The organism is Ornithinimicrobium cavernae (assembly GCF_003121625.1).
In the GTDB taxonomy this organism is placed as follows: domain Bacteria; phylum Actinomycetota; class Actinomycetes; order Actinomycetales; family Dermatophilaceae; genus Ornithinicoccus; species Ornithinicoccus cavernae.
In genome coordinates this window covers 84,742-110,322 of record NZ_QDDJ01000011.1, presented here as the reverse complement: position 1 = coordinate 110,322, position 25,581 = coordinate 84,742, and the positions used below count along the sequence as shown (strand labels likewise).

Below are 25,581 nucleotides of genomic sequence, written 5' to 3'. Positions count from 1 at the left end.
TGTCCTCACTCCATCCCGGCGCGCAGCCGCGCCCGCTCGCGGAACAGCACGGTGAGCTGCTCGTTCAGGGCCCGCTCCTGGGAGCTGCCCGGCTCGGCGCGCTGCAGCGCGCTCATCGAGTCCGAGATGCGGCGCGCCAGCCCGGCCTCCAGCACCCGGTCCACCAGGGAGTCCACGTAGCGACGCGGCGGCTGCCCTGTGCCGGCGTCGAGGGTGACCGGCAGGGACGCCACGGCGAGCTCATTGACCAGGCCGCGTGCCTCCTCCCGGGTGGCACCGGACACCGCGGCCGCCCAGCCCTGCGTGCTGAGGGTGCGAGCGGTCGCCAGTCCCCCGCCTGCCAGGATGCCCTCGAGCACGGCACGGTGGGCCGGTGCGCGGAGCCCGTCCGGGGGAAGTGCGGTCAGGGCCTGGTCGTCGAGCGTGGTGGGGAACTGCAGGGCGACCTGCAGGAGCTGGCGCTCGGCCGCGACGAGAGGGTCGCGCAGGTCGGGAGCGGGCAGGACCGGTGCCTGGGGTGGTCCGTCCGGAGGCGGCGGGCCGCCGTGGGACGGCTGGCCGTATGCCGGACCGTGGCCGCCCGAGGGTGCGTGCCCGTTCGCAGGTCCCGCCGGGGGCATCGGCCCCCTGCCGTTGGTGCGCCCCTGGGGCGCCCGACCGGCGCGCGCCACCTCCGCCCCCACCCGCTCGACGGGCATGCCGAGCCAGCCGGCCACGGTGCGGACGTACTCCGGGCGCAGGGCCGTGTCGCGGATCCCCGCGAGGATCGGTGCCGCCGCCCGCATCGCCGAGACCCGCTCCTCGGCGCGGTCCAGGTCGTAGGGCCGGATGGTGGAGCGCACCGCGAACTCGAACAGCGGCACCGCGCTCTCGACCAGCTCGCGGACCGGCTCGTCACCGCCCGAGAGACGCAGGTCGTTGGGGTCCTGCCCGGCAGGTGCGACGGCCACGTAGGACTGGCTGGCCCACCGCTGGTCCTCGGCGAAAGCGCGCATGGCGGCCTTCTGACCGGCAGCGTCGCCGTCGAAGGTGAACACGACCCGCGCGGGCGACAGGCTCGGCTCATCGCGCAGGATCCGGCGCAGCATCTTGATGTGGTCGATGCCGAAGGCGGTGCCACAGGTCGCGACCGCGGTGTCGACGCCGGCCAGGTGGCAGGCCATGACGTCGGTGTAGCCCTCGACGACCACCGCCCGACGCTGCTCGGCCATCGACTTCTTGGCCAGGTCCAGGCCGTAGAGCACCGAGGTCTTGCGGTAGATGGGGGTCTCGGACGTGTTGAGGTACTTCGCGGCGATCCGGTCCTCGTCGAAGATGCGCCGCGCACCGAAACCCACCGTGTCGCCGGTGATGTCACGGATCGGCCACAGCACCCGCCCGCGGAACCGGTCATAGAGGCCGCGGCTCCCCCGGGCGGACAGACCGCCGATCACCAGCTCGTCGTCCGTGAACCCCTTGGCGCGCAGGTGGCGGGTCAGGGCCTCGCCGGACTGCGGGGCGTAGCCGACCTGGAACCCGGCCGCGTCGTCGTTGCTGAAGCCCTTGGCGTGCAGGAACTCCCGGGCCGTCTGACCCTCGGGACTCTCCGCGAAGGCGGTCGCATAGAACTCCGCGGCGGCGCGGTGCGCCTCCACCAGTCGCGCCCGTCGCCCGAGCCCACCCTCGCCGTCGCGACGACCACGACCACCGGTGCTCTCGTCATACCGCAGCTCCATGCCGAGCTTGCCGGCGAGCCGCTCGACCGACTCGGCGAAGCTCAGGTGGTCGATCTTCATGACGAACGAGATGACGTCGCCCCCCTCGCCGCAGCCGAAGCAGTGCCAGGCGCCGACCGCAGGACGCACGTTGAAGGAGGGACTCTTCTCGTCGTGGAAGGGGCACAGGCCCTTGAGGGAGCCCGTGCCCGCCGTGCGCAGGGTGACGTGCTCGCGCACCACGTCCTCGATGGAGGTGCGCTCCTTGACGGCCTGCACGTCCTCGGGCCTGATCAGTCCGGCCACCGACCCTCCTTCACCTCTGCCGTGAGTCTAGGCCGTGCCGCCGTCACTCCAGGAAGCCGTGCACATCCTGCACGAATCGCACCGGGTGCTCCAGGTGCGGTGAGTGGCCGCAGTCCTCGTAGACCAGCTCGGTGACCTCGCCCGCACCCTCCAGCACGGAGCGCAGCTGGCTGACCATCGGCTGGGGCGGTGCCACCTCCTCACCCGGGTAGCCGGGAACGGCGCCCAGTGCGCCGAGCTGGGCGAGGTCGAACATCGAGGTGTCAGAGACGATCTGGTCGTCCGCGCCACGGATCCACAGCACCGGCGGCGCCGGATCCAGGTCGGCGAAGGCGCTCTGGTCCAGATACTTCGGCGACAGCGCGTTGTTCATCCCGGTCGTCCCGGGGGCCGGGCCGGGCCAGTTGTCGGACGGGGTGCTGTCACCCGGGTAGACGTCGTCACCCACGCTGGTCGCCAGCATCCCGTCGAGGTAGCGCTGCTCCACCTCGGGGTCGAAGGTGAAACCCGGACGGACGTAGAACGACCGCAGCGTGGTGAGCGGGCTGGCCGGTTCCTCGCCCCGGTCGCCCGCCGCGAGCCGCTGGCAGAAGTCCGGGTTGGCGGTGCCCCCACCGCTGCCGGCGAAGTCCTCGGCGTTGGGGGTGCCGTCGGTGCCGTGGGTGCCCCCGAAGCCGTAGGGCGAGCCGCACGCCTCCAGGACCAGCCTGCGGACCCGGCCGGGGTGGTCGATGGCCAGCTGCAGCACGATGTTGCCGCCGGCGGACCAGCCGAGCAGGTCGACCGGTCCGGTGATCTCCAGCGCGTCCAGCAGCGCGACGAGGTCGTCGGAGAAGTCCGCCATCCCCCGCGTCGCGTCGATCGTCCGCCGCTCCGAGCCGCCGTAGCCCCGGTAGTCGGGCGCGATGACGCGGTAGCGGTCCGACAGCTCGCTGATCAGCGCGTCGAAGAACACCGAGGAGCTCACGTTGCCGTGCACCAGCACGAGCACGGGCGCCGTCGGGTCACCGGCCTCCCGCACGAACGTGTTGAGACGATCGGTCTGCACCATGCGGGTGGTTGCCTTCATGGTGAATGATCTTGGCATGGCCGCGTCGTCCAGGACACCCTCCACCGAGCTCCGGGTGGGCGAGCGCACGGTGCGCATCTCCAACCCCGAACGGGTCTACTTCCCCGAGGGCGGGCACACCAAGCTCGACCTCGCGAACTACTACCTGTCGGTCGGCGACGGGATCGTCAACGCGCTCCGGGAGCGGCCCTGCATGCTGCACCGGTTCCCCGAGGGCATCGAGGGAGAGAAGGTGCACCAGAAGCGGCTCCCCCGCGGGGCGCCGGACTGGGTCGAGACCGCGCACGTGACCTTCCCCCGGTGGAACCGCACGGCCGACGAGCTGTGTGTCACCGAGCTGGCCAGCGTGATCTGGGCGGTGCAGATGTCGACGGTCGAGTTCCACCCGTGGAACAGCCGGCGCGCCGACGTCGAGCGGCCCGACGAGTGGCGCATCGACCTCGACCCCGGCGAGGAGTGCGACTTCGCGACGGTCCGGCGGGTGGCCGGCGTGGCGCAGGAGGTCCTGGACGAGCTGGGCGCGACCGGCTGGCCCAAGACGACGGGCAGTCACGGTCTGCACGTCTATGTGCGGATCCCGCCGGACCACGGCTTCGGTGACGTGCGGCGGGCCGCCCTGGCCTTCGCCCGCGAGGTCGAGCGGCGCGCCCCCAAGGACGCCACGACCACGTGGTGGCGCAAGGACCGCGACCCGACGGCGGTCTTCGTCGACTTCAACCAGAACGCCCGGGACCACACGATCGCTGCGGCCTACTCCGTGCGTGGTCGGCCGGACGCCCGGGTCAGTGCACCCCTGACCTGGGACGAGGTGCCGGACGTGGACCCGGCCGACTTCACGATCACGACCATGCCGGAGCGCTACGCCGAGGTGGGTGACCTCCACGCCGGCATCGACGAGGCGGTCTTCGACCTGGCACCGTTGCTGGAGTGGGCCGATCGCGACGAGGCGGCGGGGGCCGAGCCGGCCCCTGACCCGGAGGACTGACAGGAGGTATGCCGAGGGCCCCGGGCGCGTGCGCCAGGGGCCCTCGTCAGTGGTCCGGAGACTGCGTCAGCAGTTCTCCTCCTCCCAGGCGGTCAGCTCCGCGACAGCGGTGTTGAGCGCGTCGACGTCGATGCTGGTCGGGTCCTCCTCCACGAGCCGGAGCTGCTCGATGATCACGTCGACGTCGTCCCGGATCTCGTCCGGCGCCTCGTCGGCGACCTCCTCGAGAGCGGCCTGCATGGCGGCCGGGTCGTTGGTGTCGACGTCCTCCGGCGCGGCGTCGCAGAAGCTGTTGCCCCCACCGCAGGCTGTCAGGGCGGGCACCAGCAGGGCAGCCGCCAGGACACCACTCATCACACGCTTCATGTTTCCTCCCACGTGAGCCGGTGCGGCGACGAGATGCCCCCTGGAGCACCGACTCCCGGCGAGTACTTTAACGACAACTGGGAGCGCGGTGCGAGTTCGCTGGACCCAGCCCGCCCCAGGGCAGCCCCGGTCCGCCAGGCCCGCAGGGCCGGGCCCCTAGGGACGCAGCGCGGTGTGCAGCACCAGCGCCCGGGCGTCGGAGAGGGAGGCCACCTGGTCCACCACGGCACGGAACTCCCCCGAGTCGTCGCCCGCCGCACGAGCCTGGTCACGGGCATGCCGGTGCAACGGGTCCATCGTCTCCGGCTGCTCCAGGAAGTGCCGCACGAGGTCGCCCACGATCTCCCGCTGCCGGTCCATCAGGTCGCGGCGCTCGTGGCTGCGCATGACGAAGTGTGCGGCCGTGGCCTTGAGCACCGCCGTCTCGGCCCGGACGCCGTCCGGCACCACCAGGTCCGCGGCATACCGCGTCAGCACCCCGCTGCCGTGACGGGCCCGGGTGCTCTGCTCGACCGTGCGGACGAATCGACCGATCAGGCGGCTGGTCATGTCCTTGAGGGCAGCGAGGTCAGCGCGGCTCCCGTCGTGCGACTCCGGCACCCATCCGGACCCCAGCAGTCGCTCCAGCGCGCCGCCGAGCTCGTCGGTGGACAGGTCCGACGCATACGTCTCGCGGGCGACATCGAGGACGGCCTGCTGCTCGCGTGCCGAGCGCAGGGCCGCTGGGTCCACACGACCGGACGCGATCGCGTCCTCGACGTCGTGCACGCAGTAGGCGACGTCGTCGGCCCAGTCCATCACCTGCGTCTCCAGGCACCGCCGCCCCGGCTCACCGGGGGCGCCGGCACGCAGCCACGTGAAGACCTCCACGTCGTCGGGGTAGACGCCGAACTTCGGCGTGGGCCGCGGTCCGGCCCCGCGCGGCCAGGGGTACTTGGTCGCCGCGTCCAGGCTGGCCCGGGTCAGGTTCAGGCCGGCCGGGCGCCCGTCGGCGTGTGAGCGCTTGGCCTCCAGGCGGGTGAGCACCCGCAGGGTCTGGGCGTTGCCCTCGAAGCCGCCGATGTCGCGGGCCAGCTCGTCCAGCGCCGCCTCGCCGTTGTGACCGAAGGGCGGGTGCCCGATGTCGTGCGCCAGGCAGGCAGTGTCGACCACGTCCGCCGAGCAGCCCAGTGCCTCGCCGAACTCACGACCGATCTGGGCGACCTCGAGGGAGTGCGTCAGACGGTTGCGGACGAAGTCGTCTGAGTCCGGCGCGACGACCTGGGTGGTGGCCGAGAGCCGGCGCAGTCCCGCCGAGTGGATGACCCGGCCGCGGTCGCGGGCGAAGTCATCTCGGTCGAGCCGCTTCTGTGCCGGGTCCTCGGCGACCCAGCGCTCCCGGTCGTGCGCGGTGTAGCCGGCGATGCTGGCTCCGGTGCCCTGTGCGCCGGCGTCACCCTGCGGCATACCGCTGCCCGGTCTCCGTTCCTGTGCTCCCACGGACGCGAGCCTAGGCACCCGGGCGCACCACGCCCGACTCGTAGGCATAGACCACGGCCTGGGCCCGGTCACGCAGCCCCAGCTTGGCGAGCACCTTGCCGACGTGGGTCTTCACGGTCTGCTCAGCCACGAAGAGCCGCTGCCCGATCTCGCTGTTGGACAGGCCCGCTGCCACCAGCTCCAGCACCTCGCGCTCCCGCGGGGTCAGGGTCGCCAGCTCGGCGGTGGGGCGGACGTCGGACCGGCGCCGGGTCACCTCCTCGATCAGCCGCCGTGTCACGGAGGGCGCCAGGAGCGCCTCCCCCGCCGCGACCAGCCGGACCGCCCGGATCAGCTCCTCGGCCGGCGCGTCCTTGAGCATGAAGCCGCTGGCGCCGAGCCGCAGTGCCTCGTAGACGTAGTCGTCGATGTCGAAGGTGGTGAGCATCAGGACGCGGGGGGCCGGGTCCAGCCGACGGCGGAAGATCTCGGCTGCGGCGTCCAGCCCGTTGAGCTCGGGCATCCGCACGTCCATCAGCACGACGTCCGGGCGCAGCCGCACGACCTCGCGCACGGCGGCGGCGCCGTCCGGAGCGTCGCCGACGACCTGGATGTCCGGCTGCGCGGACAGCAGCGCCCCGAATCCCTGCCGCACCATGGCCTGATCGTCGGCGATGAGCACGTTCACCATGACCTCACCCTACGGCCGGGACGAGAACGGGGCGGACGCCGTGAGTCCGGCGACCGCCCCGCTTCCCAGATCGGCTCAGCCGACGAGCACGCGCTCCTCGGAGCCGGTGGTGGCACCGGTGCGCTCACCCGCGCGCAGGACGAACCCGTCGACGCTCCAGCGACCGGCGCCGAACGCCGCGACCGCGACCAGGGCGGCCGCAATCGACAGCACCAGCTCGTAGCCGTTCGCCGTGACGAAGACGCCGTTGGCCAGGTGCACGAGGAAGAACGCGCCCACCATGCTCAGCAGGTTGAGCAGCGCGAAGACCGGCGTCAGCACGCCCAGGACGAGCGCGGCGCCGCCGATGATCTCGGCGAGCATGGTGTACCACGCGACCAGGCCGGCGGCCGGGACGCCCATCTCACCGAAGGCACCAGCCGTGCCGGCCGGGGTGAACTCGTAGGCCTTCTGCCAGCCGTGAGCGAACAGGACGACGCCGACGGCGACCCGCGCGACGAGCAGCGCGAGATCGGTCAGGCCGGTGAGGTGGCGGGCGGGGGCGAGCAGGCGGGTCATCGAGATCTCCATTAGTTGACGCAACAATAGTTGATTCGGCAATCAGTATGGAGGGTAGCCGTGGCCCGAGGCAAATCGCGCACATCGGACCGCACGGGTTCTGTCCGGCTGGGTGGCGCTCAGTCCGCGTCCGGTGCCCCTGCCCGCAGGGTTGCGCTCAGCCCGTGACCGGCGCCCGTGCCGGCAGGGTGGCGCTCACGACCCACGTGCCGTCGGGGGCCGGCCCCGCGCTCAACCGGCCGCCGACCGCTTCGGCGCGCGCCGTCATACCGGGTATGCCGTGTCCCCCGGTGCCGGAGACGTCCCGCGGACGACTCCGGCCGGGCCCGCTGACCACCCGCACGTGCACCTGCTCGCCGTAGTCCAGCTCGACGCGGACCGGCCCGCCCGGCGCGTGGCGCGAGGCGTTGGCCAGGGACTCCTGCAGCACGCGGTACAGGACCATGGCCGTGGCCGCCCCGCACGGCGTCTCGCCGGTGACCGACCAGGTGAGGTCGACGCCGGCCTGGCTGCTGGACCGCAACAGCCGCAGCACGTCCTCGGCCCCGGGCTGGGGTGCCTGCTCGGGGGCGTGCTGCTCGCTGCGCAGCACGCCGAGCATCACCCGCACCTCGTTGAGGGCCTCGCGCGCCTGGCCGGCGACGGACTCGAACTCCGCGGCCACCTCCGGCGTGACGCCGCCGAGCCGGTACTGCGCGGACTGGGCCTGGACGACCACCATCGACATCCGGTGTGCCACCACGTCGTGCAGGTCCCGCGCGATCCGGGTCCGCTCCTCGGCGAGGACCGCCCTGGCCTGCTCCGTCTCCGCGCGCAGAGCCTGCTCCGCGGCCTCCCTGCGCGACCGGAACAGACCCCGCAGCAGCAGGCCGAGGCCGAGGAAGGCCGCCGCCCCGAAGACCCAGCCCGGGGTGATGTCCGGGGGCAGGTGAGCCAGGAACAGCAGGACCGTGCCCACGAAGGTGACCCCCACCCGGGCGGGCGTCTCCCGCACACCGACGGCGACCAGGAGGGCCAGGAGCACCAGGAAGGCCGTGACCTGCCAGGGAAAGGCGTCCTGGGTGCTGGCGAACTGGGCGGACGGGTCGACCCCGACGGGGCCCAGCGGGCTGTCGACGCGGACGGTGCTCTCGACCGGCCCCGACCGGCTCGGCCGGGGCTGGAAGACGAGCGGGACCACGGCGTTCGGCACCACCCACAGCAACCAGCCCAGGAACGGTGCGTTCCGCAGGCAGAGCAGCGGCAGGACGCCGAGGGCCGCGACGACCGGCCACAGGCTGCCTGGCACGTCGTGCGTGAGCCCGACCGTGGGCCAGGCGATCGCCATCATGACCGCCGTCGCCAACCAGACGAGCAGCTCGCCGTGCCGGGTCGCAAGGTCGAGGGACCGCGTGCCGAGCCAGCGCGCCGGCCGGACCGCGAGCCACCTCACCGGGCGCACCGTGACCCAGCTCAGGGCACGCCCCGTGCCGCGCGCTGCGCGCCCCAACTGCCTCCGCATAGACCGACGGTAGCCCGGGCGACCCGGCGGCGTGTCATACCCAGGAGTGAGTCCCGACCGCACCGACCGGGTGAGGTCCCGCCCGGTCCGCACCGGCGCGGCGGGCACAGATTGGCTCCCTCGGGGGACCCGTTGCAGCACAGCGCGTTCCTAGCGTCGGAGCATGCTCACCAGGACCCCTCTGCTCACTGCCGGCCCCGGCCGGGACCGTGCCGCCCTCGCCGCTGCCGGGCGTCTGCGCGACCGCCTCCCTGCACCGCCGGTCGGCGCCACGCTGACCGTCGGATCCGCACTGGTCCTGTCCACGATCCCCTCCCTGCTCCCCCGCCCCGCCCTGACCCAGGGGCTGCTGACGGGCTCCCTCGTCCTGCTGGCCCTGGCCGTCCTGGCGCTGACGCGGGTGATCGTGACCCGCCGAGCGCGGGTCGTCTCCCCGGGGAGTGCGCGAGCACGCTGGACGGTGGCGGCCGGGACCGCCAGCGCCGTGGCCGGCACGGCCTGGTCCGCCCAGCTCGGCCTCGGCCAGCACGCGGCGGGCCTCGCGATGGCCGTGCCGGGACCCACCTACTGGCTGACTGCCGGCGGCTGGGCACTACTCGTGGTCGGGCTGGGGCTGACTGCCGCTGCCGGTGCCCGCCGCCTGGGCGGGATCACCTGGCGCCGCTCCCCGCTCCCGCTCGCCGCCGCCCTCCTGGCCGGCGTGACGGTGACCAGTGCCGCGGCCGGCCCAGCGGACGTCCTCGCTCCGCTGCGCAAGGACCTGGCGGCCGACCACGTGATGCTCACCGAGTCACCCCTGGGCGCCTCGCGCTCCTTCGCCCGGGCCGGTGAGTCGCCGACGCCCGAGGCGGGTGCGGAGCTGGCCGTCGACCGGTTGGTGGCCGAGGGCGGGCTGCGTCGCTCCGCGATCGTCATCGCCCTGCCGACGGGCAGCGGCTGGGTCAACGGCGAGGCGGTCTCCGCGTTCGAGGCCCAGCTCGACGGAGACGTCGCCGTGGTCTCGGCGCAGTACGGCGACCTGCCCAGCTGGTGGAGCTACCTGGTCGACCAGGAGCCTGCCCTGCGTTCGGCGGAGGCGCTCCTGGACGAGGTGGTCGAGCGGGTCGGACAGCTGCCACCCCCGGACCGACCGGACGTCTATGTCTTCGGCGAGTCCCTGGGGGCCCTCGCAGGACAGGCTGCCATCGCGGGTGCCACCGCGAGCTCGGTATGCGGTGTGGTCTGGTCCGGCGCGCCCGGCGGCGCGGTCTCGGGGCACCCGAGGGAGCGGAGCCTGCACAACGTCGACGACCCCGTCTACTACCTCGCCGCCGACACCGCGCTCCGACAGCCGGACGACTGGCCGACGACGTGGCTGCCGGGCCTGAGCTACGGCACCACCGTGCTCGACCTGGCCGTGTCGCTCGCCCCCGACGACGGGCACGGCCACACCTACGGGCCGGAGCAGGACTGGACGCTGCCCGCGTGCTGACCCGGTGCCGGGTCAGCGCCCGGTGCCGACGTCGCCTCCGGTGTCCGCCGTGCGGCGGCCGACGACGAACGCCACCGCGCGACGAGCCCCCGCGGCGATGACCGGCATCAGCGGCCGCGGTGGGACGTCGTCGTAGCCACCCTTGACCAGGTCGGCGCTGCGCTCGAAGAAGGAGTAGGACGCGCGGTCACCCGTGCGCAACCACGACCAGCCCACCGAGGCGAGGTAGAGCGGCAGGAACGGCAGCCCGAGGCAGGCCATCCACTGGCGGCTGTGCGCCTCCTCGTGCTCCAGCAGGTGGGGGCGTCGCGCACACAGGTCGTCGATGTCATGACGCGTGATCACCACGTCCCCCACGGTGAAGGCGCTGCCGGTCGGGAACCGCCAGCGGTAGTGCTCGGCCAGGTAGAGCTTGCGCGGACCGCGCCGCACGTCCGCGCCGCCGAGCGTCGCCACCCCCATGCCGAGGAGCGTCGAGAGGTTCAGCCAGTTGAGCTGGTGGCGCACGCGCACGGCGGTGGGCAGCTGGTCCGGCGGCGTCGGTGTCAACGGGTCCGGCGCCGACGGGTCACTGTCTGGCTGCGGGGCACTCATGGTGCTCACGCTAGCGGCCGACCACCGGCCCGGGCGACGGATCCGTGGCCCCGGCTCCACGGCATACGGAAGGGGTGCGCCAGTCTGACGCCCGTGGCATCGTGGACCCCATGTGCCGCAACATCCGCCCGTTGAACAACTTCGAGCCGCCGGCCACGACCGAGGAGGTCCGTGCCGCCGCCCTGCAGTACGTCCGCAAGATCGGGGGCGCGAGCAGGCCCTCGACCGCCAACCAGGCCGCCTATGACCGCGCGGTCGAGAAGATCGCGCTGGCCAGCCAGGAGCTGCTGGACTCGCTGGTGACGACGGCCCCGCCCAAGGACCGCGAGGTCGAGGCGGCCAAGGCCAGGGCACGCTCGGCCGCCCGGTTCGCCAGCTGAGCCGCGGGCCGTAGGCTCTGGCTGTGTCCGACCTGCTGATCGACCCCGCCGAGCTCGCCGAACTCCTCGCCTCCGACGACCCCGAGGAACGGCCCGTGCTGCTCGACATCCGGTGGAGCCTCGGCACCCCCACGGATGAGCACCGCGCCGAGTACCTCGCCGGTCACCTTCCCGGCGCCGCCTTCGTCCCGATGAAGGGCGGCCTGGCCGGGGAGGAGGCCCCCGACGGACGCGGCGGCCGGCACCCGATGCCTCGACTGCTCGACGCCCAGGAGGCGTTCCGCGAGGCTGGTGTGACCGCCGTGCGCCCGGTCGTGGTCTATGACGGGGCCACCTCGGTCGGTGCCGCGCGGGCGTGGTGGCTGCTCACCTACTACGGCAAGAGCCAGGTCCGCGTCCTGGACGGCGGGTATGCCGCGTGGCTGGCTGCCGGCTTGCCGACCGAGACCGGTGAGCCCGAGATCGAGCCCGGCGACATCGTGCTCACCCCGGGCGGACGACGGCTGCTGGACGCCGACGGCCTCGAGCACTACCTCGACCGGCACCAGGTGGTGGACTCCCGGCCCGCGGAGCGCTTCCGCGGCGAGCAGGAGACTGTTGACCCGGTGGCCGGCCACATCCCGGGTGCGATCAGCATCCCGGCGCTGAAGAACGTCGACGAGTCCGGGAGGTTCCTGCCGGCCGACGACCTCGAGCTGCGCTTCACCGCGCGGGGGATCCAGCCGGACAAGCGCACTGCGATCTACTGCGGTTCGGGGATCCAGGCGTGCCACATGGCGCTCGCCATGGAGGTCGCCGAGGTCGGCGTCTACGACCCGGCGATCTACATCGGGTCCTGGAGCGACTGGATCACCGACCCCGAGCGGCCCATCGCGACCGGTCCCTGAGTCGCGTCGAGGTCACCTGGACGAGGGTCAGGCTGTCCCGCTCGTCTGGCTGGCACCCTGCCGCGTGGCGCTGGTCCTGCACGAGGGCTGGTTCATGTTGGTGTGGGCGTGAGTCTGCGTTCGTGCCAGGTGCCGTCCTTGCCTCCGAGGTGCCCCGGATCGGCGGGACCGACTGCGACAAAACCTGCCTTGAGCAGGACGCGACGCGAGGCGGGGTTCGCGTGGGACACGGCGGCACGCACCGTGTGCAGCCCGTGACGGGTCGCCGCCAGCCGGCACAGATCCCTGACTCCAGCCGTCGCCACGCCCTGCCCAGCGACCTTCCGCGCGACCCGGAACCCCACCTCGGCACATCCCTCAGCCAGGTCGACCAGGTTGAACCTGCCCAGGACCGAGCCGTCCTCGTCCAGGAGCACGTAGAACGCACAGGTCCCGTCCCGCTGCTCCTGGAGGAGAGCCTCGAAACGGTCGGAGAACTCCGCGAAGTACTGGTCTCCCCGGTCCGAGACCGTCCGGGCGAAGGAGGCACGGTTCGTCACCTCGAGATCCAGCACCGCGTCGTGGTGCCTCGGATGGAGAGGAGTGAGCTCGGGCATGGGCCAACCCTAGGCCGCTCATAGGATCCGGTCAGCCGGTTTCCCGTGGGTGACGGGGGGCACAAATGCCGTTTGCGCTGGTCAGCACACTGTCGGTGGTCGCACGTATGTTTGATTCATGGAGCAGCAGAGCAGTCTTCGTGGCGGTGGGTTGACCGCTGCCGAGCTGGCTGCGCTCGCGGGCGCTGGCTCGGGGCGGGCGCGGTATGCGCCGGTGATCGGGTCGGGGCCGTTGCGGGAGGTTTCGGTGGCTTCGGGGCCGTTGGTGCCGGAGCCGCCGGAGGACGCGCCGTGGGCCCAGACCGGTACCGCGGACCGTGCGGGCACCGCGGGTGCCGCGGAGGGGGCGGCAGTGGATCGGGGGGTGGTGTTGACGGGGTCGGGGCATGAGGTCCCGGAGTTCCTGGCCGGTAGTGCGCACATGGTGCAGATGCTCGCGGCGGAGTTCCCGCTGGCCACGCTGCCGGAGCAGGCCCTGGGTGAGACGGTCGGCGCGGCGCAGGCCCTGGTGGCGGCTGCGCAGTCGTTGCTGACCGCGGCCACGCACGAGGCGATCGGGCGGGGCCTGCCGGCCCAGTCCGGGCACAGTGTGCCGGACTGGCTCGGGACGTGGGCCCCGGGCATCGACCGGCCCGAGGCGTTAGCGACCGCCCGGGTCGCCGCGGGCCTGGATGATGCCCGGTTCGAGGCGCTCAGCGCCAAAGTGCTCGACGGGAGTGCGCGGGTGGCCCGGGCGAATGTGATCGTGCGGATGACCCAGGACCTGACCCCGCTGGCGACGCCGGAGTCGTTGCAGGCGGTGACCGACCTGATGACCGACGTGGTCGAGACCACCGGGCTGGCCGGGTTGTCCCGGATCGCTGCGGCCGCCAAGGAACGGCTGGTCGAGCCCGACGAGGACGAGAAGGACGACCACGCCCAGGCCTCACGCCGGTTGCTGCGGCGGGTCGGGACGGTGGCCGGGCTGGCCGAGTGGCAGCTGCTGCTGGATGAGGAGGGCCAGGCGATCCTGACCGCGGCCCTGGATCCGCTGTCCGCGCCGCAACCCGGCGCCGACGAGCACGGGGCCCACCGGTTGGACCACCGCACCGCCGGGACCCGCCGGGCCGACGCCCTGTTGGAGATCATCGGCCGGGGCGTGGCCGCCCCCGAGGGCACCACCCAGACCGAGAAGGCCAAGATCGTCATCACCATCGATCACGACGCGTTGGCCGGGAAGGTCTGCGGCGGCGGGAGCACCGACACCGGGCAGCACCTGTCCGCCGGGGTGATCCGCCGCCTGGCCTGCGACGCCCAACTCATCCCGCTCGTCCTGGGCGGGCCCTCCGAAGCCCTCGACGTCGGGGCCACCCGACGGTTGTTCACCCCCGCCCAACGCCGGGCGGTCCTGCTGCGGGACAAGGGCTGTTCCTTCCCCGGCTGCACCCGCCCGGCAGGATGGACCGACATCCACCACGTCATCCACTGGATCTTCGGCGGGGCCACCGACCTGTCCAACGCCGCCGCCCTGTGCCGGCGCCACCACGTCATCGTCCACCGCTACGGCTACACCGCCACCATCACCCCCACCCGGGTCATCTGGCACCTGCCCGGCGGCACCACCGAACCCCTGGACGACACCTGAGCACCACGCCCCACACCCCGCCCACCCGGCCGGGGCCACAAGCACGCCCCGACAGGGTCCACCCACCAGGCCACACGCACACCCTGAGCCTGCACCACGCAGGCTCAGAGGCAGGAAGCACCCTCATTCACCGATGGTCCTCGGACAGGGGGACTGCTCCACCGAGGCGCCCTCCCCGATGACAACGGCAGCCGCGCGCGCTCGTCCCAGATTCCATCCGAGAGCGTCGTCCTGCTCAGCAGGCACGCCCCCGCGGAGGACGCACTGCGCCAGGTCGTTCGGCAGGTTCTCGGCGATGACGGGGGCGGCGTCGTCGCCGAGCGAGGACAGGTAGGCGAGGTCCAGCCGCCCGGACTCGTGGTATCGCTCGATGTTCTGCTCAGCCACCCAGGCCTCAGGGTTAGCGAGCCCGATGACCAGCAGGAACGCCGCACCCGAGAGCACAGCCGCCCGCGGCAGCCAGCGCCCTCGCAGGCGGACCCCGGCGACCATGACGAGGACGACGACGAGGCCGAGCCACAGCTCGAAGGCATCGACCAGGAGCCGGAGCACCGTGTAGCCGTAGGCTTCCTGGTACAGCGACATCCGATAGAGCGCAGAGCCGACGACCACCAGCGTGAGCAGGCAGAGGGCCCCCAGCATGAGGCGGAGCACCCGCCGCTCGTGGACGGTCGCTCTGGACGCCTTCCGCACGGTGGCCGCGATGGTCACCAGCGTGAGGATCGTCGCCACGACGAGCTGCCCGAACCCCTGGTGCACATACTCGGCGTAGGTCAGCCCGGTGGTCCGCTGGAGGTAGTCGTGTCCGCCCCACATCGCCGTCGCCTGGGCGACCAGGAACGCGGCGAAGACGGCGATGACGACCCCCACCGGCACCTGCCACTCCCAGGACCGCCGGACCGGGCGGGGCTCGCCCAGTGCGACGGCCTCGACGCGTGGCGGGTTCAGCGCCAGGTAACACGCGGCCAGGACGATGCCACCGATCATGAACCAGGTGAACACCCGGAGCACCAGCGTGTCCGCGATCGTGATGTCGGGGAGTATGCCGGACACCCAGCTCCCGAAGAGAGCGTCGCCGGAGGCGAACAGGCCGACGAAGACCACGAGCAGCACCAGGGAGAGTGCGGTGGTCCGCAGGACCGGCCACAGGACGTGGTGTTGGCTGGTGGCGGTGAGCGTGCGGCCCAGCAGCGGCAGGCCGCGCAGCCCGCTCAGCACCCAGGAGACGGCGCCCGCGGCGATGGCCAGCGGTCGGCGCGCATCAGTCAGTGCCGTGGTGACCAGGAGCCCGGCTGCCAGGATCCCGAGGAGCGCCAGCCACTCGGCGGCACGCAGGAACAGGAAGGCACCTAGCCCGACACACAGGGCGGCGGAGACGAGGGTCCACGGCCGGGCGCGGTGGACGGACATGCGCAGGACCAGTCCCCCGGCGAGCAGGAGCACGAGGAAGGTGCCGATGCTGAACGCTCGGTCGGGGACCACCACAGCGCCGATGAACCCTGCAACGACAGATCCGAAGAGTGCGACCGGTGCGGTCCGGAGCTCGTCCCGCTCCGGCCACAGGCCACCGAACACCGCCTCGATCATGCTGGCGTTGGAGGCTGTGGCTGCTGGACGCTCGGTGGGCGTGGTGGTGTTCACCATGGTCTCCTCGGGTGGGCGCGGTGCGCTCGTGGCTGGCGTCATGGCGACGGTCTCTCCGGGATCGTGGGGAGAGCTGGTCGGTGCGGGACGGTTCGCCGAGCTGGTCGGTGCGGGACCGTCCGGCGAGCTGGTCGGTCCGGGACGGCCGGTCCAGTCGGCCGGGTCCACCGGCAGGACGGCGCGGATCCGGGCACCCGTCTGCCCGTCCTGCGGAGCCAGGGCTGCGATGGTGCCACCGTGGAGCTGGCACACCCAGTTGGCGATCGCCAGCCCGAGCCCGGTGCCCCCTCCGGCAGAGTCGCCGGCACCGAAGCGCGCGAAGAGGGTCGCCGCCTGCTGGGGCGGGATCCCGCTTCCCTGGTCGGAGACCTCCAACGACCAACGACCCTGATCGAGCATCGCCGCGGCGCTGACGGTGACCACTCCCTCGGCAGGGCTGTGCCGGGAGGCGTTGTCGAGCAGGTTCGCCACGACCTGGTGGAGCCGTGCGGAATCAGCGCGCACCTCGAGATGCGGTGGGCTGACGGAGACCGCGTACCGGACGTTCCGCCCTCCGACCTGCGCCTCCCCCACGGCTCGCTCCAGCAGGTCCGAGACCCGGATGGTGGCCAGATCGAGCGGCACGGCGCGGCCATCGATCCGACTGACGTCGAGCAGATCCTCGACCAGGCTGCTGAGTCGCTCCGACTGGGCCAGGGCAGCCTGCAGGGTGGCGTCGTCCGGACGAATCACTCCGTCGACCAGGTTCTCCAGCAGGGCACGCTGCCCGGCCAGCGGGGTGCGCAGCTCGTGGGAGACCGTGGCGACAAGCTGTCGGCGCTGCTGGTCAGCCGTGGCAAGATCCTCGGCCATCGTGTTGAAGGCCCGACCGAGCTGCCCCACCTCGTCCGCCGAGGTGGCCGTGACCCGCACGTCGTGGTCACCACGTGCCATCCGTCCCGCAGCAGTCGTCATCTCCCGCAGAGGCGCCGTCATCCCGCGGGCCAGCCACTGGGTGACCCCCAGCGCGGCCGCCACCGTCACCGGCAGGGTGAGCCACATCGGCACGCCTGACCGGGTGCCGATCTGGAGCACCAGAGCGGCCGCGAGGATGCTCAGGGCCACCAGCAGACCGATCTTGATCTTGATCGAGCCCACCGGGTCCAGGGGTCGCTCACGGTCGAGGTCAGCCACGGCACGCCGCCTGAACAGGGGCGATCCGGGCGCCATGCACGTCGAGGTCAGCCATGGCTCAGGCCTCGAGGGCGTAACCGACGCCGTGCACCGTGCGCACGCGCTCGGCGCCGATCTTGGCGCGCAACGACTTGATGTGGCTGTCCAGCGTCCGCGTCCCCCGGGCATCGGCCCAACCCCACACGCCGGACATGAGCTCTTCCCGCGTCCGGACCGCGCCGGGCTCGGCAGCGAGGGCGGCCAGCAGGTCGAACTCCAGTGGTGTCAGGTGGACCTCGTCCTCCCCCACCCGCACCCGTCGGGCACCACGGTCGAGCTGCACGTCACCGACACGAAGTAGCGCCTCGGGGGTGTTGACCAGCTCCCGTGCCCGCTCCACCCGACGCAGGAGCGCGCGCACGCGGGCGACGACCTCTCGCATCCGGAACGGCTTCGTGACGTAGTCATCGGCACCCACGCCGAGCCCCACCAGCACGTCGGTCTCCTCGACTCGCGCGGTGAGCATCATCACCGGCACGGGGCGGTCTGCCTGGATCCGTCGGCACACCTCCAACCCGTCGTAGCCGGGCAGCATGACGTCGAGCAGGACCAGGTCGGGTTCGTGCTCGGTGAAGGCCTCGACGGCGCCGGGGCCGTCGAACGCGCGGACCACCCGGAAGCCCTCAGCGGCCAGTCGGTCGCTGAGGGCCTGGTTGATGGTGGGATCGTCCTCGACGACGAGCAGGGTGTGCCCGGCAGGAGGTCCCGGCGGGGTGGGTGCGGTCATGACACCGAGCCTAGGACTCCGGTGCTGGTCAGCGAGGGTGTGACGTGTGCAGAGATTGTGAAGATCTGCTCAGCCAGCGCCGGCTCAGGCACCACTGCCGGGTCATCACTGTCCAGACATCACTGCCTGCGTGGCCAGAGGAGGAGGGCAGCGGGCACCAGACCGAGCAGGAAGCCGCTCGGGCCGACGATCCAGACGCAGAGCAGCACCCAGCCGGTGAGCAGCCGACCGACATACCGCGGCATCACCTCCCCGCGCCGTCCCGCGCCGATCATCAGCAGCCCGAGGACCGCGAGAGGGATCACGAAGCCGCCGGGGAGCGCCCAGAAGATGGTGGCCGCCTCCTGAGGGAAGACCTCCGCTCGCGCCGGCCCTGCCAGCCACAGTCCCCAGTAGGGGTGGAACGCGAAGTAGACCGTGTGCAGGACGGCGATCGTCACGGTGGTCCAGCCCGCGGCGAGCGTTCGCCGGTCGGGACGCCGGTGGGACGCGGAGAGGGCCTCAGTGGCCCCGGTGGCCCCAGTGGCCCCGGTGGCCGCGGTGGCCGCGGTGGTCCCGGTGGCCGCGGTGATGGTGTCGGTCGTGTCGGAGGTCGTCATGTTCCGATCCTCGGGCGGGACAGACGTCCCCGACTCCTCCGCGAGGGGGGACGCGGCCACCCGCACGGGTGATCCTGGGCCGCGTCCGGGAGGGAGCCGGGCTGCCCGGCACCCACGACCCGGCCGGCGTCACCGGCAGATCAGGCGCGTGCTCAACCGCCGTCGGTGACCGAGGTCTCGGCCGCCGCGACGGTCGCCAGCTGGGTGTCGTCGAGCTCCTGGGAGCGCAACCATCCGTCGGGCAGCGCGACGACCCGCGCGGAGCCGGCACGTCCCCGCTGGCCCTCGGCCGCCTCGCCGGGCCACGGCATACTGCCGTCGAGCCCGCCGATCAGGTCATCGAGCGCGGCCAGGGAGTCGACGAGGGCCAGCGTGTTGCGGAAGGCACCACCGACCGGGAACCCCTTGAAGTACCACGCGATGTGCTTGCGGATGTCGCGGCAGCCCTTGCCCTCGTCCTGGTGGAAGTCCACGAGGTACTCCGCGTGGCGGCGCAGGGTCTCCCCCACCTGGCCCAGGGTCGGGCGGATCCTCAGGTCGGACCCAGCGAAGGCAGCGGCGAGGTCGGCGAACAACCACGGCCGGCCCAGGCAACCGCGGCCCACCACGACGCCGTCGCACCCGGTCTCGGCCACCATGCGGACCGCGTCCTCGGCCGACCAGATGTCACCGTTGCCGAGCACCGGCACGCTGGTCACCACCTGCTTGAGCTCCCGGACACGGGACCAGTCCGCCTGACCGGAGTAGGCCTGGCTGGCCGTCCGGGCGTGCAGCGCGACCGCTGCCGCCCCCTCACCCTCGGCGATCCGCCCCGCCTCCAGGTAGGTGATGTGGTCGGCGTCGATGCCGACCCGCATCTTGACCGTCACCGGGACGTCGTAGGGCGTCGCCGCCCGGACAGCGGCGGAGACGACACCGCGGAACAGGTCGGTCTTCCACGGCAGCGCCGCGCCGCCGCCCTTGCGCGTGACCTTGGGCACCGGGCAACCGAAGTTGAGGTCGATGTGGTCGGTGCGGTCCTCCGAGACCAGCATGTCCACGGCCCGTCCCACCGTCACGGGGTCGACGCCGTAGAGCTGGATCGAGCGGGGCTGCTCCTCCGGGCCGTGCTCGATCAGCTTCATCGAGACCGGCGTCCGCTCGACCAGTGCGCGGGAGGTGATCATCTCGCTGACGTAGAGCGAGGTGGCTCCGCTGGCGGGCTGGCCAGCTGCCCCCGCCTCGCGACAGAGCCGACGGAAGGCACGGTTGGTGATGCCGGCCATCGGCGCCAGGACCACCGGTGAGTCGATGGTGTGACGTCCGATCCGCAGCGGGGGCAGCAGGCGCTGCCCCGTCTCGGGGGCAGCGGTCTCGGGCAGGGCGGACGTGGTCGTGGCAGTCATGTCGCCACAGATTGTCCCACCACTCACCGAGAGCGACGGCATCCGTGGCTCACGTGCCACCGCTCCCGGGCCGCGCCTATGCGGTCTGGGCCTCGTGCTGTCCCTCGCCGATCTCCTCGACCAGCTTGGCGTTGAACGCCGGCAGGTCGTCGGGCGTGCGGCTGCTCACCAGCCCCTGGTCGACGACGACCTCCTCGTCCACCCAGTCGGCGCCCGCGTTGCGCAGGTCGGTCCGCAGGCTCGGGTAGGACGTCATCGTGCGGCCACGGACCACGTCGGCGTCGGTGAGGATCCAGCCGCCGTGGCAGATCACGCCCACCGGCTTGCCGGCCTCGAAGAACGCCCTGGTGAAGGCGACCGCGTCCTCGTTCATCCGGAGCTTGTCACCGTTCACGACGCCGCCGGGCAGCACCAGGGCGTCGTAGTCGCTGGCCGAGGCCTCCGTGACGCCCAGGTCAACGGTCGCCTCGTGGCCCTTCTTGCCGGTCAGGGTGCCGGACTCGGGTGACACGAGCACCGCCTGGGCGCCGGCCTCCGTGACCGCGCCCCAGGGTGAGGTGAGCTCGCTGTCCTCGAATCCGTTCGTGAGCAGGAATGCGACCTTCTTGCCGTCGAGTGCAGTCATGGTTTCTCCTCCTGAGGTCCGGGGATCGGGGTCATCTCCACCCTAGGTGCGCACCGTCAGGTGGGCACGCTGGGCCGTGCGGTCGCGCCCGAACAGCTCGCGCTCCTGTGCGGCCCACTGCTCCCAGTGCGGTGCGAAGGTCTCCCCGTCGCGCTCGATGCCGCGCCGGTGCCGCACCTGCTCATCGGCATCGACCCAGACCCGCAGCGCGGCATACTCCCCCGCACGTCCGACACTGCTGCCGCAGCCCTCCAGGACGATCAGATCGGCGGCCGGCACGGTGGCGGTGCGGCCCCAGTCCCCCAGCGCCCAGTCCCAGACCCGGTATGCCGCGCGCTCACCTCTCGCGAGCGGCTCCAGCACCTGGTCGGTCACCAGGTCGACGGCCGCAGCCAAGCCGTCCCAGCCGGGGTAGAGGTCATCCATGTGAACGACCGGGCAGCCGAGGTCCTGGGCCACGGCCTGCGCGAGCGTGGTCTTGCCCGAACCACTCGGCCCGTCGATGGCGACGATTCTGGTGGCACCGCGCACGGGCGCGGCGGGCACGGCGTCCACGATGCGACGGACGGTCTCCTCGTCGACGGGGGCCTCGTCCACGAGGGGTCCCTCGCGGTGCTCCCGGCGCTGCAGGTCCAGGGCGAGGTCGACCTGCCGGCTGCAGGGCAGGCTGGGCAGGTCCTCCAGCGGAACCCACCGGACGTCCTCGGTGCTGCCGTCGAGCTCGGGCACCAGCTCGCCACCGGTGATCTCCGCGGCGTAGACCAGGTGCACGAGCAGCAGGGGACGCTCGGCCGTGACGAGGCGGTCCGCGGTGGCGACCACCGCGGTGCCGGTGCCGAGCAGACCGGTCAGCCGCACCGCATACCCGCTCTCCTCGGCGACCTCGCGGACGGTGGCCTGCTCGCAGGACTCGTGGGCCTCGAGGCCGCCGCCGGGCAACGTCCAGCAGGGCCGCACGTGCCGGCCGTCAGACCCGGTCCACCCCGCTGCCAGCGCGAGCAGCACCTGACCGTCCTGCTCGATCCAGGCATAGCAACCCACGCGGGTGTCGTAGTCCACCGACCAACCTTAGGTGAGGGTCATCTGTGTCAGGCATCCTCAGGGTTCCGACCCTGAGGATGCCTGACACAAGCGCCCGCGCTGCGGTGGATCAGCGCAGCTGGTCGCCCAGGAGCTGCGCGAACGGGGTCAGCGACTCCTCACTGATCCGGTCGACCTTGCCGACCTCGTCGACCGCGGGGGCCGTGAAGCCGGGGACCGCGCCGGACGTGGAGACCAGGAGGGCGCCCAGCTCGCCAGCGGCTCGGGCCACGCGCCGGTCCAGCCCGTCCTCGCCGTCCCGGCCGCCGGAGCCACCGAAGTCCTCGGTGGCGGCGAACACCCCTGTGGGCACGACGACGGCCCGCAGGTAGCTGAAGAGCGGCCGCAGGGCGTGGTCCAGGACCAGCGAGTGCCGCGCGGTGCCCGCGGTCGCCGCGATGAGCACCGGCTTGCCGGTCAGCGCGTCGGTGTCGAGCAGGTCGATGAACGACTTGAACAGACCGGAGTAGGACGCCGTGAACACGGGCGTCACCGCCACGACCGCGTCCGCGGACGACACCGCGGCGAGCGCCTGGCGCAGGGCGGAGGGTGGCATGCCGGAGACCAGGTGGTCGGCGATCTCCCGCGCCAGGCCGCGGAGCTCCACGACCTCCACGTCGAGGGCCTCGCCGCGGGCGGAGACCTCGCGCTGCACGGCGCCGCTGATCCGGTCAGCGAGGAGCCGGGTGGAGGAGGGGACGCTCAGGCCGGCGGAGATGACGACGAGCTTGCGGGCCATCAGTTGCTCCCTGCCTGGACCCGGCTGACCGGGCCATGCTTCGCGTTCGGGTGGTCGTCGCCGGCCTCCACGAGGCTGGCGTGGGTGGGCGGGTCCGAGGGCACACCGGCGGGGCGACGGGCCTCGAACTCCTTGCGCAGCACCGGGACGACCTCGGAGCCGAGGATCTCGAGCTGCTCGAGCACGACCTCGAGGGGCAGACCAGCGTGGTCCATGAGGAACAGCTGGCGCTGGTAGTCACCGACGGCGTCGGCGAAGCCGAGCGTCCGCTCGATGACCTGCTGCGGGCTGCCGACGGTCAGCGGCGTGGCCCGGGTGAACTCCTCGAGGCTGGGACCGTGACCGTAGACGGGTGCCACGTCGAAGTAGGGGCGGAACTGCTTGACCGCGTCCTGGCTGTTCTTGGCCATGAAGACCTGGCCGCCCAGGCCGACGATCGCCTGGTCGGCGCGGCCGTGCCCGTAGTGCTCGAACCGACGACGGTAGAGGTCAACCATCCGGGCGGTGTGGTCCATCGTCCAGAAGATGTTGTTGTGGAAGAACCCGTCGCCGTAGTAGGCCGCCTGCTCGGCGATCTCCGCAGAGCGGATCGAGCCGTGCCACACGAACGGCGGGATGCCGTCCAGGGGCCGCGGCGTGGCCGTGAACCCCTGGAGGGGGCTGCGGAACTTGCCCTCCCAGTCCACGACGTCCTCACGCCAGAGCCGCCGCAGCAGGTGGTAGTTCTCCACCGCCAGCGCGATGCCGTTGCGGATGTCCTGACCGAACCAGGGATAGACCGGGCCGGTGTTGCCGCGCCCCATCATGAGGTCGACGCGCCCACCGGACAGGTGCTGCAGCATCGCGTAGTCCTCGGCGATCTTCACCGGGTCGTTGGTGGTGATCAGCGTGGTCGCGGTAGACAGCTGCAGGGTCGTGGTCTGCGCGGCGATGTAGCCCAGGAACGTCGTGGGAGAGGAGGCGAAGAACGGCGGGTTGTGGTGCTCGCCGGTGGCAAACACGTCCAGGCCGACCTCCTCGGCCTTGAGCGCGATCTTGACCAGGTCCTGGATCCGCTGGGCGTCGGTCGGGGTCCTGCCGGTCGTCGGGTCAGTGGTGATGTCACTGACGCTGAAGATGCCGAACTGCATCGGTGCTACCTTCCCTCGGGCCGACCGCTTCGCCGGCAGTTGATTGAATGCTCAACCGAAAGAACAGCGGGCCTGCCCGATCCATTCCATCGCTGGCCCGGCGACCGCTCCGGACGTCCGGAGGAGGTCGTGGCGTGGGCCTGACCAGCTCGAACGCCGCCGGCGGGTCACCCTGCCGGCGGCGCTCGATGGGGACGCTCAGTCGACCTTCAGCTCGCCCATCTCGTCCCAGCCGTCTCCCTCGACCTGGCGGGAGACGATCTTCGGGGTGGCGGTGAGGTACTGCGGGAACTCCTCACGCATCCGTGCGAAGTGCTCGGACTGCACGTGCGGACCGGCGCCGTCGTCGGTGAACGCCTCCACCAGGACGTACTCGTTGGGGTCCTTGAGGCTGCGGGACCACTCGAACCACATGTTGCCCGGCTCGGCCTCGGTCGCCTCGGTGTAGGCCCGGACCAGCTCGGGCCACTGCTCGGCATACTCCGGCTTGATGGGGAACTTGACGACGATGAAGTACATGGAAGGGTCCTCTCGGTCGGGGTCGGTCCTGTCCGCCATCCAAGCCGACCCGGCCCGCAGGCGCACGCGCGGGTCGCCGACGTTTTCACAGGGTGAGAAGCCCGGCCCGGAGGCGACTGCCAAGATGACCGTATGACGGACCCTCGCCCGATCACCAGACCTCCCCTCAGTGGTGGGTCGGGGGACGACGGTGAGCAGCGCGGCAGCCTCATCCAGCGGGCCGTCACGGTCCTGGAGCACGTCGCCGAGGCCGGCGGGGCGAGCGCGCGCGACATCGCCGACGTCACCGGCATCCCGCTGCCCAGCGTCTACCGCATCGCTCAGGAGCTGGTGCAGGTCGGCTACCTGGTCCACCTGCGGGAGGAGAAGCGCTTCGCGCTCGGCTACAAGCTCCACACCCTCGGTGCGCGCCTCCACGACGACCTCGGGGTGCCGCGCGAGCTGAAACAGGAGATCGCCCGGCTGCACGCGGACACCAGGATGGCCGCCTACCTGGCGATCCACCGCGGCGCGGACTTCGTGGTGGTCTTCGTGGCCGACTCCCCCGCCTGCCCTCGCCTGGAGCCGATGGAGTTCGGCTTCCACGAGACACCCCACGCGACCGCCTTCGGGAAGCTCGGTCTGAGCGAGTACACGCCCGAGCAACGCCGGAGCTATCTCGCGCCGCACCAGCCGCACCGGCTCACCCCCTCAACGATCACCGACCCGGCGGAGCTGGAGGTTGCCCTGGCCAGGATCGCTGCCGAGGGCATCGCCTGGGAGCACGAGGAGTTCCAGGTCGGGACCGCCTGCGCCGCCGTGCCGATCCGCGCCGACGACGGCCTGCTGATCGGCTCGGTGGCCGTCTCGGCCCCGGTCGGCTGGTACGCCGGGCAGATGCGCCACATCGAGCACCGGCTCCGCGCGTGCGCCTCCCGCGCCGGGCGGATCTACCGCCTCGGCAACCGTCCCGCCTGACCCGCACCACGACACGCCGGCCCGACGTCCACCCGGGTGACGCCGTCCCGCGAGCCGCGCCTCCGCATACCCCCTGCCGCCCTTCTCGCCCCGTGAGAAGCACCCCTACCGCGACCTCCACAGACCTCCCTACGGTGACCAGCACCAGCGTCGCAACTGCAAGGAGGCAGTGATGGGCTATCCCGAGAAGTACCCGGCGAAGTATCCGCAGCTCAACGAGATGGAGTTCACGGACACCGCCCGGCGGATCCTGATCCGCATCCTGCGGGTCGCCTTCCCGCACGAGGGGTTCCCCGACGGGCCCTATGAGCGGCAGGCCGACCAGATCTTCGAGCTGGCGAACGAGTCGACCTGGTTCCGGATCAAGCTCACCCAGGGCATCGCCACGCTCAACGACCTCGCCGGCGGCTCCTTCCTCGGCCTGGACGACCAGAGCGCCACCAAGGTCCTCAAGCACGTCGAGCACACCGACTTCTTCGGGTTCATCCGCCGCACGACGATCCTCAACATGTACGAGGACGAGGCGGTGTGGGAGGTCCTCGGGTACGAGGGCCCGTCGTTCGACAGGGGCGGCTACCTCGACCGCGGCTTCAACGACCTGGACTGGTTGCCCGACCCGCGGGTGGAGGAGAGCGACGAGCCGTTCGTGGAGGTGGTCTCCGACCTGCCCGTCCCCTCCCGGGCGGCCCCCGGCGCCGACCAACCCACCGGGGAGGCTGCCCAGGCGTCGCACCCCGGCCTGGCCTCGACCACTGCCGACCAGAACCTGACGGAGGACAACTGA

25 protein-coding genes are annotated in these 25,581 nt (G+C 72.0%); 7 read left to right on the top strand and 18 right to left on the bottom strand.

Features of this window, described 5'->3' with window-relative positions; translation table 11 throughout:
• Positions 1-5 precede the first annotated feature (5 nt).
• Both dnaG and DA085_RS13750 read right to left on the bottom strand, forming a co-directional pair.
• Positions 6-2,000: a DNA primase gene (gene dnaG, locus DA085_RS13755; RefSeq protein WP_109473551.1), complete on the bottom strand. Its 1,995-nt coding sequence runs from the start codon at positions 1,998-2,000 to the stop codon at positions 6-8.
• 43 nt (positions 2,001-2,043) lie between these two features.
• Complete coding sequence (locus DA085_RS13750; RefSeq protein ID WP_202619240.1) at positions 2,044-3,069, bottom strand: alpha/beta fold hydrolase; 1,026 nt, start codon at positions 3,067-3,069, stop codon at positions 2,044-2,046.
• Positions 3,070-3,085: 16 nt separating this feature from the next.
• On the opposite strand from DA085_RS13750, the gene ligD reads away from it, so the two are divergent.
• Positions 3,086-4,054, top strand: a complete 969-nt coding sequence (gene ligD, locus DA085_RS13745; protein ID WP_109473549.1) for a non-homologous end-joining DNA ligase — start codon at positions 3,086-3,088, stop codon at positions 4,052-4,054.
• Between the two features lie 66 nt (positions 4,055-4,120).
• Here ligD and DA085_RS13740 read toward each other — a convergent pair whose 3' ends face one another.
• The 5 genes from DA085_RS13740 to DA085_RS13720 all read right to left on the bottom strand — a co-directional run bounded on the left by DA085_RS13740 (position 4,121) and on the right by DA085_RS13720 (position 8,628).
• Positions 4,121-4,420 (bottom strand): hypothetical protein, encoded by a 300-nt coding sequence (locus DA085_RS13740; protein ID WP_109473548.1) that lies wholly within the window; start codon positions 4,418-4,420, stop codon positions 4,121-4,123.
• Positions 4,421-4,576: 156 nt separating this feature from the next.
• A complete protein-coding gene (locus tag DA085_RS13735) occupies positions 4,577-5,866 on the bottom strand; it encodes a deoxyguanosinetriphosphate triphosphohydrolase (protein ID WP_109473547.1) in 1,290 nt (429 codons plus the stop codon).
• Positions 5,867-5,909: 43 nt separating this feature from the next.
• Complete coding sequence (locus tag DA085_RS13730; protein WP_109473546.1) at positions 5,910-6,569, bottom strand: response regulator; 660 nt, start codon at positions 6,567-6,569, stop codon at positions 5,910-5,912.
• Between the two features lie 75 nt (positions 6,570-6,644).
• The gene (locus DA085_RS13725) at positions 6,645-7,127 is read right to left on the bottom strand and encodes a DoxX family protein (protein ID WP_109473620.1); all 483 of its coding nucleotides are present in this window, start codon (positions 7,125-7,127) and stop codon (positions 6,645-6,647) included.
• A gap of 157 nt (positions 7,128-7,284) precedes the next feature.
• A complete protein-coding gene (locus DA085_RS13720; RefSeq protein WP_202619239.1) occupies positions 7,285-8,628 on the bottom strand; it encodes a sensor histidine kinase in 1,344 nt (447 codons plus the stop codon).
• Between the two features lie 163 nt (positions 8,629-8,791).
• On the opposite strand from DA085_RS13720, the gene DA085_RS13715 reads away from it, so the two are divergent.
• Positions 8,792-10,099 carry an alpha/beta-hydrolase family protein gene (locus DA085_RS13715; RefSeq protein WP_109473545.1) on the top strand — a complete coding sequence of 436 codons (1,308 nt, stop codon included), beginning with the start codon at positions 8,792-8,794 and terminating at the stop codon, positions 10,097-10,099.
• A 12-nt stretch (positions 10,100-10,111) separates the two neighbouring features.
• Here DA085_RS13715 and DA085_RS13710 read toward each other — a convergent pair whose 3' ends face one another.
• Positions 10,112-10,693, bottom strand: a complete 582-nt coding sequence (locus DA085_RS13710; protein ID WP_237565512.1) for a hypothetical protein — start codon at positions 10,691-10,693, stop codon at positions 10,112-10,114.
• Positions 10,694-10,803: 110 nt separating this feature from the next.
• Here DA085_RS13710 and DA085_RS13705 point away from each other — a divergent pair, with 110 nt between their 5' ends.
• Both DA085_RS13705 and DA085_RS13700 read left to right on the top strand, forming a co-directional pair.
• Entirely contained in the window at positions 10,804-11,073 is a 270-nt protein-coding gene (locus DA085_RS13705; RefSeq protein ID WP_109473616.1) for a DUF2277 domain-containing protein, read from the top strand.
• Positions 11,074-11,096: 23 nt separating this feature from the next.
• Entirely contained in the window at positions 11,097-11,960 is an 864-nt protein-coding gene (locus DA085_RS13700) for a sulfurtransferase (RefSeq protein ID WP_237565511.1), read from the top strand.
• Between the two features lie 92 nt (positions 11,961-12,052).
• On the opposite strand, the gene DA085_RS13695 is transcribed toward DA085_RS13700, so the two are convergent.
• Positions 12,053-12,556, bottom strand: a complete 504-nt coding sequence (locus DA085_RS13695) for a GNAT family N-acetyltransferase (RefSeq protein ID WP_109473544.1) — start codon at positions 12,554-12,556, stop codon at positions 12,053-12,055.
• Between the two features lie 118 nt (positions 12,557-12,674).
• On the opposite strand from DA085_RS13695, the gene DA085_RS13690 reads away from it, so the two are divergent.
• Positions 12,675-14,180: an HNH endonuclease signature motif containing protein gene (locus tag DA085_RS13690; protein ID WP_109473543.1), complete on the top strand. Its 1,506-nt coding sequence runs from the start codon at positions 12,675-12,677 to the stop codon at positions 14,178-14,180.
• A 123-nt stretch (positions 14,181-14,303) separates the two neighbouring features.
• Here DA085_RS13690 and DA085_RS13685 read toward each other — a convergent pair whose 3' ends face one another.
• The 9 genes from DA085_RS13685 to DA085_RS13645 all read right to left on the bottom strand — a co-directional run bounded on the left by DA085_RS13685 (position 14,304) and on the right by DA085_RS13645 (position 23,840).
• Positions 14,304-16,997 carry a DUF4153 domain-containing protein gene (locus tag DA085_RS13685; RefSeq protein ID WP_237565510.1) on the bottom strand — a complete coding sequence of 898 codons (2,694 nt, stop codon included), beginning with the start codon at positions 16,995-16,997 and terminating at the stop codon, positions 14,304-14,306.
• A gap of 58 nt (positions 16,998-17,055) precedes the next feature.
• Positions 17,056-17,763: a response regulator transcription factor gene (locus DA085_RS13680; protein ID WP_109473541.1), complete on the bottom strand. Its 708-nt coding sequence runs from the start codon at positions 17,761-17,763 to the stop codon at positions 17,056-17,058.
• Between the two features lie 119 nt (positions 17,764-17,882).
• A complete protein-coding gene (locus tag DA085_RS13675) occupies positions 17,883-18,362 on the bottom strand; it encodes a hypothetical protein (RefSeq protein WP_109473540.1) in 480 nt (159 codons plus the stop codon).
• Positions 18,363-18,514: 152 nt separating this feature from the next.
• Complete coding sequence (gene dusB / locus DA085_RS13670; protein WP_109473539.1) at positions 18,515-19,747, bottom strand: tRNA dihydrouridine synthase DusB; 1,233 nt, start codon at positions 19,745-19,747, stop codon at positions 18,515-18,517.
• A 76-nt stretch (positions 19,748-19,823) separates the two neighbouring features.
• Positions 19,824-20,372, bottom strand: a complete 549-nt coding sequence (locus DA085_RS13665; RefSeq protein ID WP_109473538.1) for a type 1 glutamine amidotransferase domain-containing protein — start codon at positions 20,370-20,372, stop codon at positions 19,824-19,826.
• 42 nt (positions 20,373-20,414) lie between these two features.
• A complete protein-coding gene (locus tag DA085_RS21670; RefSeq protein WP_109473537.1) occupies positions 20,415-21,431 on the bottom strand; it encodes an NUDIX domain-containing protein in 1,017 nt (338 codons plus the stop codon).
• A 91-nt stretch (positions 21,432-21,522) separates the two neighbouring features.
• Positions 21,523-22,191: an FMN reductase gene (locus DA085_RS13655; RefSeq protein ID WP_109473536.1), complete on the bottom strand. Its 669-nt coding sequence runs from the start codon at positions 22,189-22,191 to the stop codon at positions 21,523-21,525.
• Complete coding sequence (locus tag DA085_RS13650; protein WP_109473535.1) at positions 22,191-23,321, bottom strand: LLM class flavin-dependent oxidoreductase; 1,131 nt, start codon at positions 23,319-23,321, stop codon at positions 22,191-22,193. Before DA085_RS13650 ends, DA085_RS13655 begins: the two co-directional genes overlap by 1 nt.
• A 198-nt stretch (positions 23,322-23,519) precedes the next feature.
• Positions 23,520-23,840 carry a putative quinol monooxygenase gene (locus DA085_RS13645; RefSeq protein WP_109473534.1) on the bottom strand — a complete coding sequence of 107 codons (321 nt, stop codon included), beginning with the start codon at positions 23,838-23,840 and terminating at the stop codon, positions 23,520-23,522.
• A 132-nt stretch (positions 23,841-23,972) separates the two neighbouring features.
• Here DA085_RS13645 and DA085_RS13640 point away from each other — a divergent pair, with 132 nt between their 5' ends.
• Complete coding sequence (locus tag DA085_RS13640) at positions 23,973-24,797, top strand: IclR family transcriptional regulator (RefSeq protein WP_109473533.1); 825 nt, start codon at positions 23,973-23,975, stop codon at positions 24,795-24,797.
• Positions 24,798-24,969: 172 nt separating this feature from the next.
• Positions 24,970-25,581: a hypothetical protein gene (locus tag DA085_RS13635; protein ID WP_202619238.1), complete on the top strand. Its 612-nt coding sequence runs from the start codon at positions 24,970-24,972 to the stop codon at positions 25,579-25,581.